Source organism: Microbacterium sp. NPDC055599, from assembly GCF_053618975.1.
Genome location: NZ_JBSHIM010000012.1, coordinates 92,811 through 109,733 on the forward strand (window position 1 = coordinate 92,811; position 16,923 = coordinate 109,733).

The 16,923-nt window shown below is 71.1% G+C and carries 18 protein-coding genes; 17 read left to right on the forward strand and 1 reads right to left on the reverse strand.

The genetic code is table 11. From position 1 onward, the window contains the following. The first annotated feature begins 58 nt into the window (after positions 1-58). From rpsA to ACWGQ1_RS13120, 11 genes are all read left to right on the forward strand, one after another. Positions 59-1,513 carry a 30S ribosomal protein S1 gene (rpsA, locus tag ACWGQ1_RS13070; RefSeq protein WP_136028795.1) on the forward strand — a complete coding sequence of 485 codons (1,455 nt, stop codon included), beginning with the start codon at positions 59-61 and terminating at the stop codon, positions 1,511-1,513. A gap of 144 nt (positions 1,514-1,657) precedes the next feature. Beyond that, a complete protein-coding gene (locus ACWGQ1_RS13075) occupies positions 1,658-2,506 on the forward strand; it encodes an ATP-binding cassette domain-containing protein (RefSeq protein WP_452313093.1) in 849 nt (282 codons plus the stop codon). After that, positions 2,503-3,549 (forward strand): aliphatic sulfonate ABC transporter substrate-binding protein, encoded by a 1,047-nt coding sequence (locus ACWGQ1_RS13080; RefSeq protein ID WP_206253326.1) that lies wholly within the window; start codon positions 2,503-2,505, stop codon positions 3,547-3,549. The genes ACWGQ1_RS13075 and ACWGQ1_RS13080 overlap by 4 nt, the downstream gene beginning before the upstream one ends. Then, the gene (locus ACWGQ1_RS13085; protein ID WP_447653039.1) at positions 3,546-4,403 is read left to right on the forward strand and encodes an ABC transporter permease; all 858 of its coding nucleotides are present in this window, start codon (positions 3,546-3,548) and stop codon (positions 4,401-4,403) included. Before ACWGQ1_RS13080 ends, ACWGQ1_RS13085 begins: the two co-directional genes overlap by 4 nt. Further along, complete coding sequence (gene acs, locus ACWGQ1_RS13090; protein WP_452313094.1) at positions 4,394-6,403, forward strand: acetate--CoA ligase; 2,010 nt, start codon at positions 4,394-4,396, stop codon at positions 6,401-6,403. Before ACWGQ1_RS13085 ends, acs begins: the two co-directional genes overlap by 10 nt. Beyond that, complete coding sequence (locus ACWGQ1_RS13095) at positions 6,400-7,704, forward strand: O-acetylhomoserine aminocarboxypropyltransferase/cysteine synthase family protein (RefSeq protein ID WP_136028801.1); 1,305 nt, start codon at positions 6,400-6,402, stop codon at positions 7,702-7,704. Before acs ends, ACWGQ1_RS13095 begins: the two co-directional genes overlap by 4 nt. Beyond that, on the forward strand, positions 7,701-8,282 hold the full coding sequence (locus ACWGQ1_RS13100; RefSeq protein WP_452313095.1) for a CoA-binding protein: 582 nt from the start codon (positions 7,701-7,703) through the stop codon (positions 8,280-8,282). Before ACWGQ1_RS13095 ends, ACWGQ1_RS13100 begins: the two co-directional genes overlap by 4 nt. Positions 8,283-8,312: 30 nt before the next feature. Beyond that, positions 8,313-8,912 carry a dephospho-CoA kinase gene (coaE, locus tag ACWGQ1_RS13105; RefSeq protein WP_452313096.1) on the forward strand — a complete coding sequence of 200 codons (600 nt, stop codon included), beginning with the start codon at positions 8,313-8,315 and terminating at the stop codon, positions 8,910-8,912. Positions 8,913-9,039: 127 nt separating this feature from the next. After that, on the forward strand, positions 9,040-9,579 hold the full coding sequence (locus tag ACWGQ1_RS13110; protein WP_168442771.1) for a hypothetical protein: 540 nt from the start codon (positions 9,040-9,042) through the stop codon (positions 9,577-9,579). A gap of 39 nt (positions 9,580-9,618) precedes the next feature. Next, positions 9,619-11,691: an excinuclease ABC subunit UvrB gene (uvrB, locus tag ACWGQ1_RS13115; protein WP_136028809.1), complete on the forward strand. Its 2,073-nt coding sequence runs from the start codon at positions 9,619-9,621 to the stop codon at positions 11,689-11,691. Positions 11,692-11,702: 11 nt separating this feature from the next. After that, the gene (locus ACWGQ1_RS13120) at positions 11,703-12,056 is read left to right on the forward strand and encodes a TfoX/Sxy family protein (RefSeq protein WP_206253332.1); all 354 of its coding nucleotides are present in this window, start codon (positions 11,703-11,705) and stop codon (positions 12,054-12,056) included. Here ACWGQ1_RS13120 and ACWGQ1_RS13125 read toward each other — a convergent pair. Beyond that, positions 12,053-12,295, reverse strand: coding sequence for a hypothetical protein (locus ACWGQ1_RS13125; protein ID WP_205812731.1), 243 nt, complete (start codon positions 12,293-12,295; stop codon positions 12,053-12,055). The two genes, ACWGQ1_RS13120 and ACWGQ1_RS13125, sit on opposite strands and share 4 nt — an antisense overlap. Positions 12,296-12,339: 44 nt before the next feature. Here ACWGQ1_RS13125 and ACWGQ1_RS13130 point away from each other — a divergent pair, with 44 nt between their 5' ends. The 6 genes from ACWGQ1_RS13130 to ACWGQ1_RS13155 are packed head-to-tail and all read left to right on the forward strand — an operon-like array spanning position 12,340 to position 16,901. Continuing rightward, positions 12,340-12,804, forward strand: a complete 465-nt coding sequence (locus ACWGQ1_RS13130) for a MarR family winged helix-turn-helix transcriptional regulator (RefSeq protein WP_136036534.1) — start codon at positions 12,340-12,342, stop codon at positions 12,802-12,804. Positions 12,805-12,840: 36 nt separating this feature from the next. Then, entirely contained in the window at positions 12,841-13,593 is a 753-nt protein-coding gene (locus tag ACWGQ1_RS13135; protein ID WP_452313097.1) for a DUF4129 domain-containing protein, read from the forward strand. Next, complete coding sequence (locus tag ACWGQ1_RS13140; RefSeq protein ID WP_240745375.1) at positions 13,590-14,066, forward strand: hypothetical protein; 477 nt, start codon at positions 13,590-13,592, stop codon at positions 14,064-14,066. The genes ACWGQ1_RS13135 and ACWGQ1_RS13140 overlap by 4 nt, the downstream gene beginning before the upstream one ends. Next, entirely contained in the window at positions 14,063-15,034 is a 972-nt protein-coding gene (locus ACWGQ1_RS13145) for an AAA family ATPase (protein WP_136036531.1), read from the forward strand. The genes ACWGQ1_RS13140 and ACWGQ1_RS13145 overlap by 4 nt, the downstream gene beginning before the upstream one ends. Next, complete coding sequence (locus ACWGQ1_RS13150; protein WP_247638929.1) at positions 15,031-16,338, forward strand: DUF58 domain-containing protein; 1,308 nt, start codon at positions 15,031-15,033, stop codon at positions 16,336-16,338. Before ACWGQ1_RS13145 ends, ACWGQ1_RS13150 begins: the two co-directional genes overlap by 4 nt. After that, positions 16,335-16,901: a hypothetical protein gene (locus tag ACWGQ1_RS13155; protein ID WP_452313098.1), complete on the forward strand. Its 567-nt coding sequence runs from the start codon at positions 16,335-16,337 to the stop codon at positions 16,899-16,901. The genes ACWGQ1_RS13150 and ACWGQ1_RS13155 overlap by 4 nt, the downstream gene beginning before the upstream one ends. Positions 16,902-16,923 lie beyond the last annotated feature (22 nt).

Consider the following 16,923-nt stretch of genomic DNA (forward strand, 5'->3'; position numbering starts at 1 on the left):
GGCCGTGCGCGGCCGCGCTTCCAGCCCGAGTATCCATTCAACAAGGACAACCCACTACATGACTACCGCAACGACCGCCCCGGCCACCAAGCAGGTCGCCATCAACGACATCGGATCTGCTGAGGACTTCCTGGCCGCGGTCGAGAAGACCCTGAAGTTCTTCAACGACGGCGACATCATCGAGGGCACGATCGTCAAGATCGACCGCGATGAGGTCCTCCTCGATGTCGGCTACAAGACCGAGGGCGTCATCCCCTCGCGCGAGCTCTCGATCAAGCACGACGTCGACCCCAACGAGGTCGTCGCCGTCGGCGACCAGGTCGAGGCCCTCGTTCTCCAGAAGGAGGACAAGGAAGGCCGCCTGATCCTCTCCAAGAAGCGCGCCCAGTACGAGCGCGCCTGGGGAGACGTCGAGAAGATCAAGGAGAACGACGGCGTCGTCACCGGTACGGTCATCGAGGTCGTCAAGGGTGGACTCATCGTCGACATCGGCCTCCGTGGCTTCCTCCCGGCGTCGCTCATCGAGCTGCGCCGCGTGCGCGACCTCACGCCGTACCTCGGCCAGGAGATCGAGGCGAAGATCCTCGAGCTCGACAAGAACCGCAACAACGTCGTCCTCAGCCGCCGCGCGCTGCTCGAGCAGACGCAGTCGGAGTCGCGCACCACGTTCCTGAACAACCTGCACAAGGGTCAGGTCCGCAAGGGTGTCGTCTCGTCGATCGTCAACTTCGGTGCGTTCGTCGACCTGGGCGGCGTGGACGGTCTCGTGCACGTCTCCGAGCTGTCCTGGAAGCACATCGAGCACGCCTCCGAGGTCGTCGAGGTGGGCCAGGAGGTCACCGTCGAGATCCTCGAGGTCGACCTCGACCGCGAGCGCGTCTCCCTGTCGCTGAAGGCGACGCAGGAGGACCCGTGGCAGGTCTTCGCCCGCACCCACGCGATCGGTCAGGTCACGCCGGGTAAGGTCACCAAGCTCGTCCCGTTCGGTGCGTTCGTGCGCGTCGCAGACGGCATCGAGGGCCTCGTCCACATCTCCGAGCTCTCCAGCAAGCACGTCGAGCTGGCCGAGCAGGTCGTGTCGGTCGGCGAAGAGGTCTTCGTCAAGGTCATCGACATCGACCTCGAGCGTCGCCGCATCTCGCTGTCGCTGAAGCAGGCCAACGAGTCGGTCGACCCCAACGGTACCGAGTTCGACCCGGCCCTGTACGGCATGCTCGCCGAGTACGACGAGAACGGCGAGTACAAGTACCCGGAGGGCTTCGACGCCGAGACCGGTGCGTGGAAGGAAGGCTTCGACGCCCAGCGCGAGGCATGGGAGCAGGAGTACGCTGCGGCCCAGGCTCGCTGGGAGGCGCACAAGGCTCAGGTCGCCAAGGCGGCCGAGGCCGAGGCTGCGGCCGGCGACGACTTCGGTGGCCAGTCCTTCTCGAGCGAGTCGGCCGGTGCCGGCACGCTCGCCGATGACGAGGCTCTCGCCGCTCTGCGCGAGAAGCTCTCGGGCGGCAACTCCTAAGCAACATTCCGAGAAGGGCCGTCACCCCGCCTCACGGCGGGTGTGGCGGCCCTTTTCGCGTACCGGATTCGGTGGCGATCCGCTGCGTGACGGAACATTACGACCGCATTCGTAACACAAGAGCCGCTCCGCCAGCATGGGCCTATGACCGCCCTGCTGCCCGCGTCGCGCACCGCCGACGTCACGACGACCGCAGCGACGGCGCAGGACGTGCGACTCGACGCCGTCGAACGGTCCTTCCCGATCGCACGAGGCACCCGCCGGGTGCTGCGCGGCATCGACCTGGACATCCGCGCGGGGGAGATCGTCGCCGTCGTCGGACCCTCCGGGTGCGGCAAGTCGACTCTCCTGCGTCTCGTGGGCGGACTCGATGCGCCGAGCCGCGGCAGCATCCGCATCGGGGGCACCGCGGTCGCCGACGTGGACGAGCGCACCGCGGTCGCCTTCCAGGAGCCGCGGCTGCTGCCCTGGCGGACGATCGCACAGAACGTCGAGCTCGGCCTGCCGCGAGGCACCGGGCGTCGAGCGGGACGCGCGCGCGTGCAGGAGCTGCTGCACCTGGTGGGACTCGACCATGCCGCCGATCAGCGCCCGCGTGAGGTTTCCGGGGGCATGGCGCAGCGGGCGTCGCTCGCGCGAGCCCTCGCCCGCAACCCCTCCGTGCTGCTGCTCGACGAGCCCTTCGGCGCGCTCGACGCCCTCACGCGCCTGCGCATGCACGACCTGCTGCTGAAGATCCACGCAGCCGAGCCCACCACCGTGCTCCTCGTGACGCACGACGTGGAAGAGGCCCTCTACCTCGCCGACCGCGTGCTGCTGCTGCGCACCCTCGGCGACCACGACCACGACCACGCCTCCGTCGCCCGCACGATCGAGGTGCCGGGAGCCCGACCCCGCGACCGCGCCGACCGCGGCCTCGCCGACCTGCGCGCCGACCTCCTCGAGGGACTCGGCGTCGACACCCACCACCGCAGCACCGAGGAGACCCGATGAGCACCATCACCCGCCGAATCATCCCCGCGATCGCGATCGCCGGGACGATGATGCTCGTCGCGACCGGCTGCGTCGCGGGCGAGAATGCGACCGCCGACACCGACACGGACACCGCACCGGCGGCCGACGCCGAGTGGTCGTCCGACACCCTCTCCATCGACTTCGCCACCTACAACCCGCTCAGCCTCGTCGTGCGCGACCAGGGGATCCTGGAGGACATCCTGGGCGACGACGTGACGGTCGAGTGGGTGCAGTCCGCCGGCTCCAACAAGGCGAACGAGCTGCTCCGCTCCGGTTCTGTCGATGTCGGCTCGACCGCGGGATCCGCGGCGCTGCTCGCCCGCGCCAACGGCTCGCCCATCCAGGTAATCGACATCTTCTCGCAGCCGGAGTGGTCGGCGATCGTCGTCGGACCAGACAGCGACATCACCTCGGTCGAAGACCTGAAGGGCGCCTCGGTCGCGGCCACCAAGGGCACCGACCCCTACTTCTTCCTGCTGCAGGCGCTGGACGAGGCGGGCCTCTCCCTGTCCGACGTCGAGGTGCAGAACCTGCAGCACGCCGACGGTCGCGCCGCGCTCGACGGCGGCTCGGTGGACGCGTGGGCCGGGCTCGACCCCATCATGGCGGCCGCCGAGGTCGAGTCGGGGGACACGCTCGTCTACCGCAACGTCGACTTCAACACCTACGGCTTCCTCAACGCCACGGAGGACTTCCTCACCGAGCACCCCGACCTCGCCCAGGCCGTCGTCGACGCCTACGAGCAGGCGCGCGAGTGGGCTCTGCAGAACCCCGAGGAGACGGCGGCGCTGCTCGCGGAGGTCGCGGGCATCGACGTCGAGGTCGCCACCACCGTGATCCAGGAGCGCTCGAACCTCGACGTGAGCGGCATCCCCGGAGACGACCAGCTCGCGGTGCTCGAGAAGATCGCGCCCGTGCTCGCCGAGTCCGGAGACGTGCAGGGAGGCCAGGCGTCGGTCGACAAGGCGCTCTCGTCGATCGTGAACGACACGTTCGCGAAGAAGGCGGTCGGGGACGAGTGACCGATCTCGACCAGCGGGTGATCGTCCCGGCGGACTCGCGGGATGCGCTCGACGTCGCGAAGGGCGAGCACCGGCGTCCGGCCGGCGCGGGGCACGGGTGGAACCGCCCGGCCGTGCGGGTCATCGCCGGGCTCGTGCTGCCGCTGCTGATCCTCGGCGCCTGGCAGTACGTGACCGCGACCGGGATCGTGCCGCCCTACCGGCTGCCCGCACCCGCCTCGGTCGTGACGGCCGGTGTCGAACTCGCACAGCGCGGAGAACTGTGGACGCACATCGCGATCTCCGTGCAGCGCGTGCTGCTCGGCTTCGCGATCGGCTCGGTGATCGGTCTCGCGGTCGCCGGGATCGTCGGTCTCTCGCGCCTCGGCGACGTGCTGCTGAGTCCCACGCTCGCCGCGCTGCGGGCCGTGCCCTCGCTCGCCTGGGTGCCGCTGCTCATCCTGTGGATGCAGATCGGCGAGGAGTCGAAGGTCACCCTGATCGCGATCGGTGCCTTCTTCCCCGTGTACACCACCGTCGCCTCGGCCCTGCGACACGTCGATCCGCAGCTGGTCGAGGCCGGCCGCTCCTTCAGCCTTCGCGGATGGTCGCTGTTCCGGGTGGTGCAGCTGCCCGCCGTGATCCCCTCCGTCGTGTCCGGACTGCGGCTCGCCCTGGCTCAGGCGTGGCTGTTCCTCGTCGCCGCGGAGCTCATCGCGTCGTCGATGGGGCTCGGCTTCCTGCTGACCGACTCGCAGAACAGCGGACGCGTGGATCGGATCCTGCTGTCGATCGTGCTGCTGGCCCTGCTCGGCACCCTCACCAACGGGGTGCTCGCGCTGGTCGAGAAGTACCTGCTGCGGCGATGGACGTGACCGCGACCGAGGCCCGGCTGCACGAGACGCGCGTCTACCCGCCGTCACCGCTGTTCCCGGACGCCAACGTGACCGCCGAGGCCTATGCCAGGGCGGCCGCCGACCCCACCGCGTTCTGGGAGGAAGCCGCACGGCGGCTGGAGTGGTCTGCACCGTGGCACACCGCGCACGAGTGGGAGCCCCCGATCGACGGGCGCGTTCCCGCCGCGCGGTGGTTCGTCGGCGGACGGCTCAACGTGGCCGTGAACTGCCTCGACCGCCATGTCGCCGCGGGCCGCGGAGACCGGGTCGCACTGCACTTCGAGGGCGAGCCCGGCGACCGGGAGTCGGTGACGTACGCCGAGCTGCTGCGCCGGGTGTCCCGCGCCGCGAACGCCCTCACGGCGCTCGGCATCGGCGCGGGCGACCGGGTCGTGATCTACCTGCCGGTGCTCGTGGAGACGGTGGTGGTCACCCTGGCGTGTGCGCGCATCGGCGCCGTCCACTCGCTCGTGTTCGGCGGGTTCTCGGCGGAGGCCGTGCGCTTCCGGCTCGAGGACACCGGCGCGAAGCTCCTCGTCACCAGCGACGGGCAGTTCCGGCGCGGCGCCGCGACCGAGGTCAAATCCACCGCGGACCGCGCGGCAGCGGGCCTGGACACCCTGGAGCACGTCCTCGTGCTGCGCCGCACGGGCCAGGACGTGCCGTGGACCGAGGGCAGAGACGTGTGGTGGCACGACGTGGTCGACACGGCCTCGCCGGTCCACGACGCGGAGGCGTTCGACGCGGAGCATCCGCTCTTCGTGATCTACACCTCCGGCACGACCGGGAAGCCCAAGGGGCTGGTGCACACGTCCGGCGGCTACCTGACGCACGCGAGCTGGGCGCACTGGGCGCATTTCGACGCGAAGCCGGACGACGTGCACTGGTGCACGGCCGACCTGGCCTGGGTCACCGCGCACACGTACGAGATCTACGGACCGCTGTCGAACGGTCTGACGCAGGTGATCTACGAGGGCACGCCGGACGCCCCGCATCGAGAGCGGCACCTCGAGATCATCGAACGGTACGGCGTCACGGTGTACTACACGGCCCCGACGCTCATCCGCACGTTCATGACCTGGTTCGGCGCGGACCTCCCCGCGGGTCACGACCTGTCCTCGCTGCGTCTGCTGGGCACGGTCGGCGAGGCGATCAACCCGGAGGCCTGGGTGTGGTTCCGCCGCGCCTTCGGCCGCGATGAGCTGCCCGTGATCGACACGTGGTGGCAGTCGGAGACGGGGGCCGCGATGATCGCGCCGCTGCCGGGGGTGACGGCGCTCAAGCCGGGTTCCGCCTCGGTCCCGCTGCCCGGCATCGACGTGGCCGTGGTGGACGAGCACGGCGACGAGGTCGCCGCCGGTCAGTCCGGCACACTGGTGGTCCGGCGCCCGTGGCCCGGCATGGCGCGGACGGTGTGGGGCAACCCGCAGCGCTATCGCGACGCGTACTGGTCGGCGTACGCGGGCCGGGGCGAACACGGCGGCTACTACGTCGCGGGTGACGGAGCCACGAGGGATGCGGACGGGTACATCTGGATCCTCGGCCGGCTCGACGACGTCGTGAACGTGTCGGGTCACCGGCTCTCCACGATCGAGATCGAATCAGCCCTCGTGGCCCACGACACCGTCGGCGAGGCGGGCTCGGCCGGAGTGCCGGACGCCGTCACCGGACAGGCCGTCGTGGCGTACGTGACCCCGTCCGGCCGGGCAGAGGTCGAACCGGCCGCGCTGCGCGAGCAGGTCGCACGGGCGATCGGCCCGGTCGCGAAGCCCCGACACATCGTCGTCGTGCCTGATCTGCCGAAGACCCGCTCCGGCAAGATCATGCGCCGACTGCTGGCAGAGTTGTGGGAGGCCGAGCACGACCGTCGAGCCGGTCGAGTGCCCCGCCCCCTCGGGGACACCACCTCGCTGCAGAACCCGTGGGCCGTCGACGACATCGCCGACGTGCTCTCCGCCGCCGAACTGAGGACATCATGACGGAAGAACATCGCTTCGGGTTCCGCACCAGGGCCCTGCACGCCGGCGGCACGCCGGACGCATCGACGGGCGCACGGGCGGTTCCGATCTACCAGACCACGTCGTTCGTGTTCGACGACGCGGCGGACGCCGGAAACCTGTTCGCTCTGCAGAAGTACGGCAACATCTACTCGCGCATAGGCAACCCCACGGTCGCCGCGCTCGAGGAGCGCCTGGCCTCGCTGGAGGGCGGCATCGGGGCCGTCGCGACCGCCTCGGGCATGAGCGCGGAGTTCCTCACCTTCGCGGCCCTCGTCGGGGCCGGGGACCACGTCGTCGCCGCGGCACAGCTCTACGGCGGCACGGTGACGCAGCTCGACGTGACCCTGCGCCGCTTCGGCGTCGAGACCACGTTCGTCGCCTCGACCGACCCTGTCGACTTCGCCGCGGCGATCCGTCCGGAGACGAAGGTCGTGTACGTCGAGATGATCGGCAACCCCTCCGGCGAGATCGCCGATATCGAGGGTCTCGCCGCGGTCGCCCATGCGGCGGGCGTCCCGCTCGTCGTGGACGCGACGCTCGCCACGCCCTACCTGGCGCGTCCGCTCGAGCACGGTGCGGACATCGTGATCCACTCGGTCACCAAGTTCCTCGGCGGCCACGGCACCACCCTCGGCGGTGTCGTGATCGAGAAGGGCACCTTCGACTGGGGCAACGGGAAGTTCCCGCAGATGACGGAGCCCGTCGCGTCGTACGGCGGCATCCGGTGGTGGGACAACTTCGGCGAGTACGGCTTCCTCACCAAGCTCCGCTCCGAGCAGCTGCGCGACATCGGGCCGGCGCTGAGCCCGCAGTCGGCGTTCACCCTGCTGCAGGGCATCGAGACGCTGCCGCAGCGCATCGATGCGCATCTGGCCAACGCCCGGGTCGTCGCGGACTGGCTGGCATCCGACCCGCGGGTCGCCTACGTCACGTGGGCGGGTCTGGAGGATCATCCGCATCACGAGCGTGCGGCGAAGTACCTCCCGCTCGGTCCCGGCTCCGTGTTCGCGTTCGGGGTGGCCGCGGACGACGGGCGTGCCGCGGGGGAGAAGCTGATCGAGAACCTGCAGCTCGCGTCGCACCTGGCGAACATCGGCGACGCCAGGACCCTGGTGATCCACCCGGCCTCGACCACGCACCGCCAGCTCACCGAGGAGCAGCTCGTGGACGCCGGGGTGCGTCCCGATCTGATCCGCATCTCGGTCGGGCTGGAAGACGCGGACGACATCCTCTGGGACCTGGATCAGGCCCTCACCATCGCGACGGGAGTCACCCGATGAGCGCCACGACCTCGACCGGCGACGCCTGCGCTCTTCCGGCGGCGCCCGCGGACGGGCAGAGCTGCGCCCTTCCCGCGGCCGCGCCCGCCCCTGGTCGCACGTGGACGGGGCCCACGCAGCAGGAGCGATTCGCGCTGCTCCGCAGGGCGAGGACCATCGCGATCGTCGGAGCGTCGAACAACCCGGCACGGGCGTCGTTCTTCGTCGCGACCTACCTGCTGTCCAGCACGGCCTACGACGTGTACCTGGTGAACCCGCGCGAGACCGAGATCCTCGGACAGCCCGTCTACGCCTCCCTCGCGGACCTTCCCGTGCGGCCGGACATCGTGGACGTGTTCCGTCGCCACGACGACCTGCCGGGCGTGGCGCGGGAGGCGATCGACGCGGGGGCCTCGACCCTGTGGCTCCAGCTCGGGTCGTGGAACGAGGAGGCCGCCACGATCGCCGAGGCCGCGGGGCTCGCGGTGGTGATGGACCGGTGCATCAAGATCGAGCACGCACGCTTCCACGGCGGACTGCATCTCGCGGGATTCGACACCGGCGTGATCAGCTCGCGACGGCAGTTGCTCGCGCGCTGAGGCCCGTGGTGGGGAACCTAGACTGACGTCATGCCCCTCATCGCCCTCACCGGTGGCATCGCCTCCGGGAAGTCGACCATCGCCCGTCGTCTCGCGGAGCACGGAGCGATCATCGTGGATGCGGACGCGATCGTGCGCGACGTGCAGGCGCCCGGGTCGCCGGTGCTGGAGCGGATCGCCGAGGTGTTCGGCCCGGAGGTCATCGCGGAGGACGGCTCCCTGGATCGGCCGGCGCTGGGCGCGCGGGTGTTCGGCGACCCGGAGCAGCTGGCGCAGCTGAACTCGATCGTGCACCCCGCCGTGCGCGACGAGTCGCAGCGCCGCTTCACGGACGCGCTCGCCGCCGATCCGCACGCGGTGGTGGTGTACGACGTGCCGTTGCTGGTGGAGGCGAGGGTCGACGACCCGTGGGACCTGATCGTGGTCGCGCATGCCCCGGCGGAGGAGCGTCTGCGTCGGCTGGTCGAGCTGCGGGGCATGGACGAGGCTGCCGCCCGCGAGCGCATCGGCGCGCAGGTGTCCGACGAGAAGCGTCTGGCGATCGCCGACGTGGTGATCGAGACCGGCGGCGCTCTCGCCGAGACGGTCGCGCAGGCCGACGCGCTGTGGGAGCGCCTCCGCACCGGCTGACCGACCGGACGTTCAGCATTTCTCCAGGTGCGCAGAACGTCGCCGATATTCTGGAAGGGCGTGGGGACGCACCAGGGGATGGTCTGCTGGGGGAGAGCTTTTTTCCGCGCGCTGGGGAGTGGAAGAAGTGACTCAGTCGAGCCATGGCATCTCGCGTCGGACTCTAATCAAGGGAGCGGCCTGGTCGGCCCCCGTCATCGCGGTGGCCGTCGCTGCGCCGCTGGCGGCAGCCAGCGCGACCGTCGTCCCGAACAGCACGGCGAACTATTACTGGGACGCGGAGGCGCAGGGCGCGTTCACCAGCCTGGTCGCGGCGAGCGGTGGCCTGCGCGCCACCTTCAGCACCCAGATCAGCTATCGGGCGAACCCCTGGATGAGTCCGCCCGCCGGTGGCTCGCTCGTCGTGGTCGTCACGTTCTCCTCTCCCGTCACGCTCGACCCCGCGTCGTCGTTCGGGGCCTGGGTGCCGCAGCCCGTCGGCGGCTCCACCGCCACGAGCTTCACCTTCATCAGGACGCCGTCGAGCTTCGGCGACGCGCTGAGCTTCAACGTGATCGGCTCGGCGCCCGGCGAACTGCGCTCGACCGCGACCATGACGCTCCTCAACGGCGGGAGTGCGACCGCGACCACCGAGCCCTCGGCGGAGACGGCGGTCCTGGTCGCCTGACCCGGCCCCGATGTCGGAGGGGCGGCCTACGCTGGAAGCATGCAGCCCACGCGCAGTGTCCGTCCCTTCGAGGTCATCAGCGAGTACGCCCCGGCCGGTGATCAGCCGCAGGCCATCGCCGACCTCGCCTCGCGCATCAACGCGGGCGAGACCGACATCGTCCTCCTCGGCGCCACGGGTACCGGCAAGTCCGCGACGACGGCGTGGCTGATCGAGCAGGTGCAGCGTCCCACGCTGGTGCTCGCGCACAACAAGACCCTCGCCGCCCAGCTCGCCAACGAGTTCCGCGAGCTCATGCCGAACAACGCGGTGGAGTACTTCGTCTCGTACTACGACTACTACCAGCCAGAGGCGTATGTGCCGCAGACGGACACCTTCATCGAGAAGGACTCGTCGATCAATGCCGAGGTCGAGCGGCTCCGACACTCCACCACCAACTCGCTGCTGAGCCGGCGCGACGTGGTCGTGGTGTCGACGGTGTCGTGCATCTACGGCCTCGGCGCGCCCGAGGAGTACCTGCGAGCCATGGTGGCGCTGCAGGTGGGGGAGCGGTACGACCGCGACGCGCTCATCCGGCAGTTCATCGCGATGCAGTACAACCGCAACGACGTCGACTTCTCGCGGGGCAACTTCCGGGTGCGCGGCGACACGATCGAGATCATCCCCGTCTACGAGGAGCACGCGATCCGCATCGAGCTGTTCGGCGACGAGATCGAGGCGCTGTACTCGCTGCACCCGCTCACCGGCGAGGTGATCGAGAAGCTCGACGCCGTGCCGATCTTCCCCGCGTCGCACTACGTCGCGGGAACCGACGTGATCCAACGCTCCATCGGCACGATCGAGCACGAGCTGGAGGAGCGGCTGAAGGAGTTCGAGCGCCAGGGCAAGCTGCTCGAGGCGCAGCGTCTCCGCATGCGCACCACGTTCGACCTGGAGATGCTGCAGCAGCTCGGCTTCTGCTCGGGGATCGAGAACTACTCGCGGCACATGGACGGCCGCATGCCGGGCGAGCCCCCGCACACGCTGCTCGACTTCTTCCCCGACGATTTCCTGCTGGTGATCGACGAGTCGCACGTCACGGTGCCGCAGATCGGCGCGATGTACGAGGGCGACGCCTCCCGCAAGCGCACGCTGGTCGACCACGGCTTCCGGCTGCCCAGCGCGATGGACAACCGCCCGCTGCGGTGGGACGAGTTCAAGAACCGCATCGGGCAGACCGTGTACCTGTCGGCGACGCCGGGCAAGTACGAGATGGGCATCGCCGACGGCGTGGTGGAGCAGATCATCCGCCCGACGGGTCTGGTCGACCCGGAGATCATCGTGAAGCCGTCGAAGGGACAGATCGACGACCTGCTCGAAGAGATCCGGCTGCGGGTCGAGCGCGATGAGCGCGTACTCGTCACGACGCTGACGAAGAAGATGGCCGAGGAGCTCACCGACTTCCTCGGTGAACACGGCGTGCGGGTCCGCTACCTGCACTCCGACGTCGACACGCTCCGCCGAGTGGAACTGCTCAGTGAGCTGCGCGCCGGCGTGTACGACGTGCTCGTGGGCATCAACCTGCTGCGTGAGGGCCTCGACCTGCCCGAGGTGTCGCTGGTGGCGATCCTCGACGCCGACAAGGAGGGCTTCCTCCGCTCCGGCACCTCGCTCATCCAGACGATCGGCCGCGCGGCGCGAAACGTCTCGGGTGAGGTGCACATGTACGCCGACAACATGACCGACTCCATGGCGAAGGCCATCGAGGAGACCGACCGCCGTCGCGAGAAGCAGATCGCGTACAACAAGGAGAACGGCATCGACCCGCAGCCCCTGCGCAAGCGGATCGCCGACATCACCGAGGTGCTCGCCCGCGAGGGCGCCGACACCGCCGACCTGATGTCGGGCCGTGGCCGGGCCTCGGGCAAGGGCAAATCGCCGACGCCGAACCTCCGGCGCACGGGCATCGCGGCCGAGGGGGCGCAGCAGCTCGAGGCGACGATCCAGGATCTGACCGATCAGATGCTCGCGGCGGCCGCCGAGCTGAAGTTCGAGCTCGCCGGGCGCTTGCGCGATGAGGTGCAAGACCTCAAGAAGGAGCTCCGCTCGATGGAGCGGGCCGGGCACGCCTGAGTGGAGTGGCGATGGATGACGCAGGGAACGACCTCGCCGATCGGATCCGGGCGCTGCTGAGCGCGGATGACGCGATCGAGGAGCGCCGGATGTTCGGAACCAAGGCGTTCCTGGACGGCGGGCGCATCCTGGTGGGCGCGCGCACGGGCGGTGTGCTCCTCGTCCGCGTGGACGACGAGAACGGGGCGGCGATGCTCACGGAAGCGGGGGTCTCCCGCGCGGTGATGGGCTCGCGCACCATGAGTTCCGGGTGGCTCGACGTCGCGCCGTCGGCGATCGAGGACGATGCCGCGCTGATGCTGTGGCTCGATGTCGCGCGCGAGTCGACGGGCGCCGCGGTCGAGGCGGCTTCCGACGAGGGCTAGGGGCAGTGCACCAGGGTCTTCGGACCCGATCGGTCGATCTCGTGCTGTGTCATCGGCGCCCCGCACAGCGGGCAGGCCCGCTCGGCGCGCTCGGCAGCGCTAGGAGGCGGCGTCTTCTCGTACGGTCCGACGGACGCGGGACCGGCGAGACGGACCAGGTTGGTGTTGACCCAGGTGTAGAGGCCCCCGGCCTCGCGGATGCGGGTGCGAAGCGGGGGCCGAGTGGAGTCGTTCGACATGTTCATTAGTGTACTAATGATTCGTGCAGATGTATAGTCGATCCGTGACCGCCTCCGACGACCTGCTCCGCCTCGAGAACCAGTTGTGCTTCGCGATCGTCACGGCCGCTCGCAACATCGTGGCGATCTACCGCCCGATCCTGGAGCCGCTGGGACTGACGCATCCGCAGTACCTGGTCATGCTCGCGCTGTGGGAAAGGGCGCCGCGCACCCTCAACGACCTCGCCGCAGACCTCGCGCTGGAGCCGGCGACGGCCTCGCCCCTCGTCAAGCGCCTGGAGACGGACGGCCTCGTGGCACGACAGCGCAGCGCCGAGGACGAGCGTCGGCTCGAGATCACGCTCACGGAGGCGGGCCTGGCGCTGCGTGCTCGCGCTGTCGACGTGCCCGTGCAGGTCATGCGCGCCGTCGGCATGAGCATCCAGGAGGTCGGTGCGCTCCGCGACGGACTCGGCGCTTTCGCCGGGCGCCGGCTCGACAGCGGCTCCACGGCAGCGCCGTCCGCCTGACCACGCCCGCGCCGCGCCCGACCCTAGGGTGGACTCATGTCGCGCACCGAGGCCCCCACTCGCGGAGCCCTGCGCGCGAGCGGTCGCGGAACACTCCGTCGGATCCTGCTCCTCGGCGGGGTGGTCGGTCTCTTCGCTCTGCTGATGCTCGCCGCGGCGCTTCAGGGGCAGCCGCAGTTCGCGCCGTCGTCGCCGCCCCCGCCGGAACAGCAGCCCGACGCGGTCGTCGTCCCCGAGACGACGAGCTCGCCCCTCCCGGAGCTGGAGCCGCGGGAGGACTCGGTGCTGCAGAACATCCTCGGCGTCGTGTTCGGAGCGCTGCTCGCCGCCGTCGCGGTGCTGGTGCTCGTGGTCGTGGCACGGTGGGCCGCCCGCCGCCTCCGTGATCTGTGGCGCGATCGTCCCCTGCGGCGCACGGACGCGGCCGTCCCGGACGCCGCGTCCGGGGGGCCCGTGGTCGAGGCGGCGCCCGACGATGCGGTCATCCGCCGGGGAGTCGACGCAGCGCTCCGAACGATCGCGGAACGTCCGCGGGCCGCCGACGCCATCGTTTCCGCCTGGGTCGGACTGGAGGAGTCGGCGGCGGATGCCGGGGCCGGCCGCTCGGCGACGGAGACGCCGTCGGAGTTCACGGTGCGTATCGTCGGGCGCCGGGCGGGCATCCGCGACGACGTGATCACGCTGCTCCGTCTCTACGAGCAGGTGCGCTTCGGCGGCCGCGTCGCCGACGAGGCGGATCGCGCTGCCGCGGCCGCGAGCCTGCGCGGCATCAGGGAGGGGTGGCGATGAGGGCGCGGACCGTCGCGATCGCCGCGGGCTGTGTGCTGCTCGCGGTCGCCCTCGTGCTGGGGCTGCGCGCCGCAGGTGTCCCGCTGGCGTTCGCGGTGTCGTGGACGACGGTCGCCGCGGCGGTGTCCCTCGCTCTGCGCGGGGTCCTGGTCGACGATCCCGTCCTCTGGCCGCCCGAGCGTCCGCCGCGCGAGGCCAGGGGCTCCGAGGTGTCCCGGCTGGCATGGGCGATCAACACACGTTCGGGCGTTGCGGGGACCATCCTCGTGCGCCGCGTGCAGAACGTGCTCCGCCGGCGGCTCGCACACCGCGGCCTCGACCTCGACGATCCCGCCGACCACGCGGCCATCGACGCGCTGCTCGGCCAGGGCATCCGCGCGGGACTGTCCCGCCGCGAGGTGCGGCGCGACGACATCGAGAGAGCGTTGGACGCGCTCGAACGCATACCCACCGACACGGAGGAGACAGCATGACCACGGACGAGACCACCGAGATCGCGACCACGGGTCGCCGTGTGCTGGAGGGGGTGCGCAGCGTCGTCGTCGGTATGGACGAGACGCTCACACTCGCCCTCGCGGCGATCCTGGCCGGGGGTCACGTGCTGTTCGAGGACGTGCCGGGGCTCGGCAAGACGCTGGCCGCGCGGAGCCTGGCCCAGGCGCTGGGACTGGAGTTCCGACGGCTGCAGTGCACGCCGGATATGCTGCCCGGCGACGTGACGGGCTCGTACGTGTACGCCCCGACCGAGGGGGACTTCGTCTTCCGGCCCGGGCCGATCTTCACGGGTCTGCTCCTCGCCGACGAGGTGAACCGCACCACGCCCAAGACGCAGTCCGCGATGCTCGAGGCGATGGCCGAGCGGCAGGTCACGGTGGAGGGGAACCGTTTCCCACTGCCGCAGCCCTTCCACGTGATCGCGACCTCCAACCCCATCGAGTACGAAGGGACCTACGCCCTGCCGGAGGCGCAGCTCGACCGGTTCATGGTGCGCCTCACCGTGGGCTACCCCGCCCCGGACGACGAGACGCGCATCATCGTCGACAGGGTGCGGCGGCAGACGCCCGACGTCCGCGTGCCCGCCGTGGTCGACACGGAGGGGCTTCTCGCGCTCCAGGCGGCGGTCGAGCGCATCAACGTCGATCAGGACGTGGTGCGCTACGCCGTGGACCTGACGAGGGCGACCCGCGAGGCGGTGAACGTGTCGGTGGGTGCCTCGCCTCGCGGATCCCAGGCGCTCGTGCTGCTCGCCAGGGGCGTCGCGGCACTCGAGGGGCGGTCGTACGTGCGGCCCGACGACGTCAAACGCGTCGCCGTCCCTGTGCTGGCGCATCGGCTGACACTCACTCCGCAGGCCTGGGCGCAGGGGGTGGATCCGGGTGGAGTCGTGGCGGCGGCGGTCGAACGCACCCCGGTGCCGCCGACCGTCGCGGCCGCGCGATGACCGACGAGACCGCGACGACGGCATCCGCGGGGGTGACGTGGCATCGGACGCCCGTGATCGCGCTCGGCCTCGCCGGGGCGGCCGTGCTCGCGGGCCTCGGACTGGTGCTGTCGCGCCCCGACGTGATCGCGGTGGGTCTGCCGCTCGCCCTCGCGGCGGTGTGGGCGCTGCTGCGCCGTCCGCGCGACGGGGAGTTGCGGGTCGCCCTGCACGCTGCGCCCGACGCGGGGGAGGACGCCGTGGTGCGCGTCACCGCGGACGTCGACCTCGACGCCGAGCACGTGCAGCTCGCGGTCGAGGGGCGGGGGCGTCGCACCGCGCTCGCGGAGGTGCGGCCGGGCACGGCGGTGCTGTCCGCTCGGACGCGGCTGTCGCACTCGGGGCCGGTCGAGCTGATGGGGCTGATCGCCCGGGGCACCGCGATCGACGGCGCCTGGGTCTCCGACCGCGGACCGCGCACGGCGATCGGGTGGAACGCCGCACCGAAGACGAGGAGGATCGATCGGCTGCCGGTGGCTCCGCGCCTCGCGGGGCTGAACGGCTCGCACGAGGGGCGTCGCGCGGGTCAGGGCGGCGACTTCCACGACATCCACCCGTTCGTCCCCGGGGATGAGGTGCGGAGGGTGGATTGGCGCGCGACGGCTCGTGCCGCCCGACGCCCCGGCGACCTGCTGGTGCGGCGGGTGAACGCGCTGAGCGACTCCTCGGTGGTGATCGCGATGGACACGGCGGAGGACCTCGGATCGGTGGTGGCCGCGTGGGGGACCGACGACCCGGACCGCACGGGTGTCACCTCGCTCGACCTCGCGCGCGAGGCGGCCCTGTCCGTGGCGACCGCCGCGGTCGGAGCCGGGGATCGGGTCGCGTTCCACGCGCTCTCGCCGGGCGGACGCAGCGTGCCGATCGGCGGGGGAGCCCGGCACCTCGCGCGGCTGCGCGCCGCCGTCGCCGCCACGGGTCCGAGTGCCGACTCGTCCTACCGGCGCTCGCCTGTCGTACCGACGGGCTCGATCGTGTTCGTGCTCTCGACCTTCGCCGACGGGGTGGCTGCGCGACTCGCGACGCAGTGGCGGGCCGCCGGTCACGCCGTCGTCGCGATCGATGTGCTGCCGCAGCTCGACGGCGCACGGCTCACCAGGGAGCAGCGCATCGCCCTGCGCACGCTGCTGGCCGAGCGCGCCGACATCCTCGCCGAGCTCCGGCGCGCGGGGGTCGAGGTGGTGGCCTGGGCAGACGACGGCGTCGACGTGGCGTTGCGGGTGGCGGCGGTGCGCCAGCAGCGGAGCCGGAGGGTGGCGCGGTGACCGCTCGCACGCGAGGGTTCGACGTGGGCGCCTGGGTGCCCGGGGTGACGCTGCGCGTCCTGACCGTGGCTCTGGTGCTGCTCGGCGTGCTGGTGCTGCACCCCACGCCGTTCTGGCGGGGTGTGGCGGTGGTCGCGGCTCTCTTGGGGGCCGTGCTGCCGCGGTCACTTGCAACATGGGTGGGGGCGGCCTGCCTGCCGTTCGGGCTGCTGCTGTCCGAGCCGGCACCGGAACGGACGGCGGTCGCTCTCGCGCTCGTCCACGCGATCCACATCCTCGCCGCGCTCAGCCTCACGGTGCCCGCGGCCGCTCGCCTCACGCTGAGGTCGCTCCGGCCGACGGCGGTGCGGTTCGTCGTGATCCAGCTGGTGGCCCAGTCGATCGCGCTCGGCGTCTGGGCGGTGTCGCCGGGGCAGGTCGAGCGCGGGGCGGCATGGCTCGCGCCCGCGGCGGCGTCACTCCTCCTGGTCGTCGTGGTCGTCGGGTGGCTGGTCCTGCGGCGGGGGAACGGCCCCGTCCCGCGGGCCGTCGTGGCCCCGTCGACGGGAGGGGATCGCCTCTAGCGGAGCCGATGTCCGTGGCCCC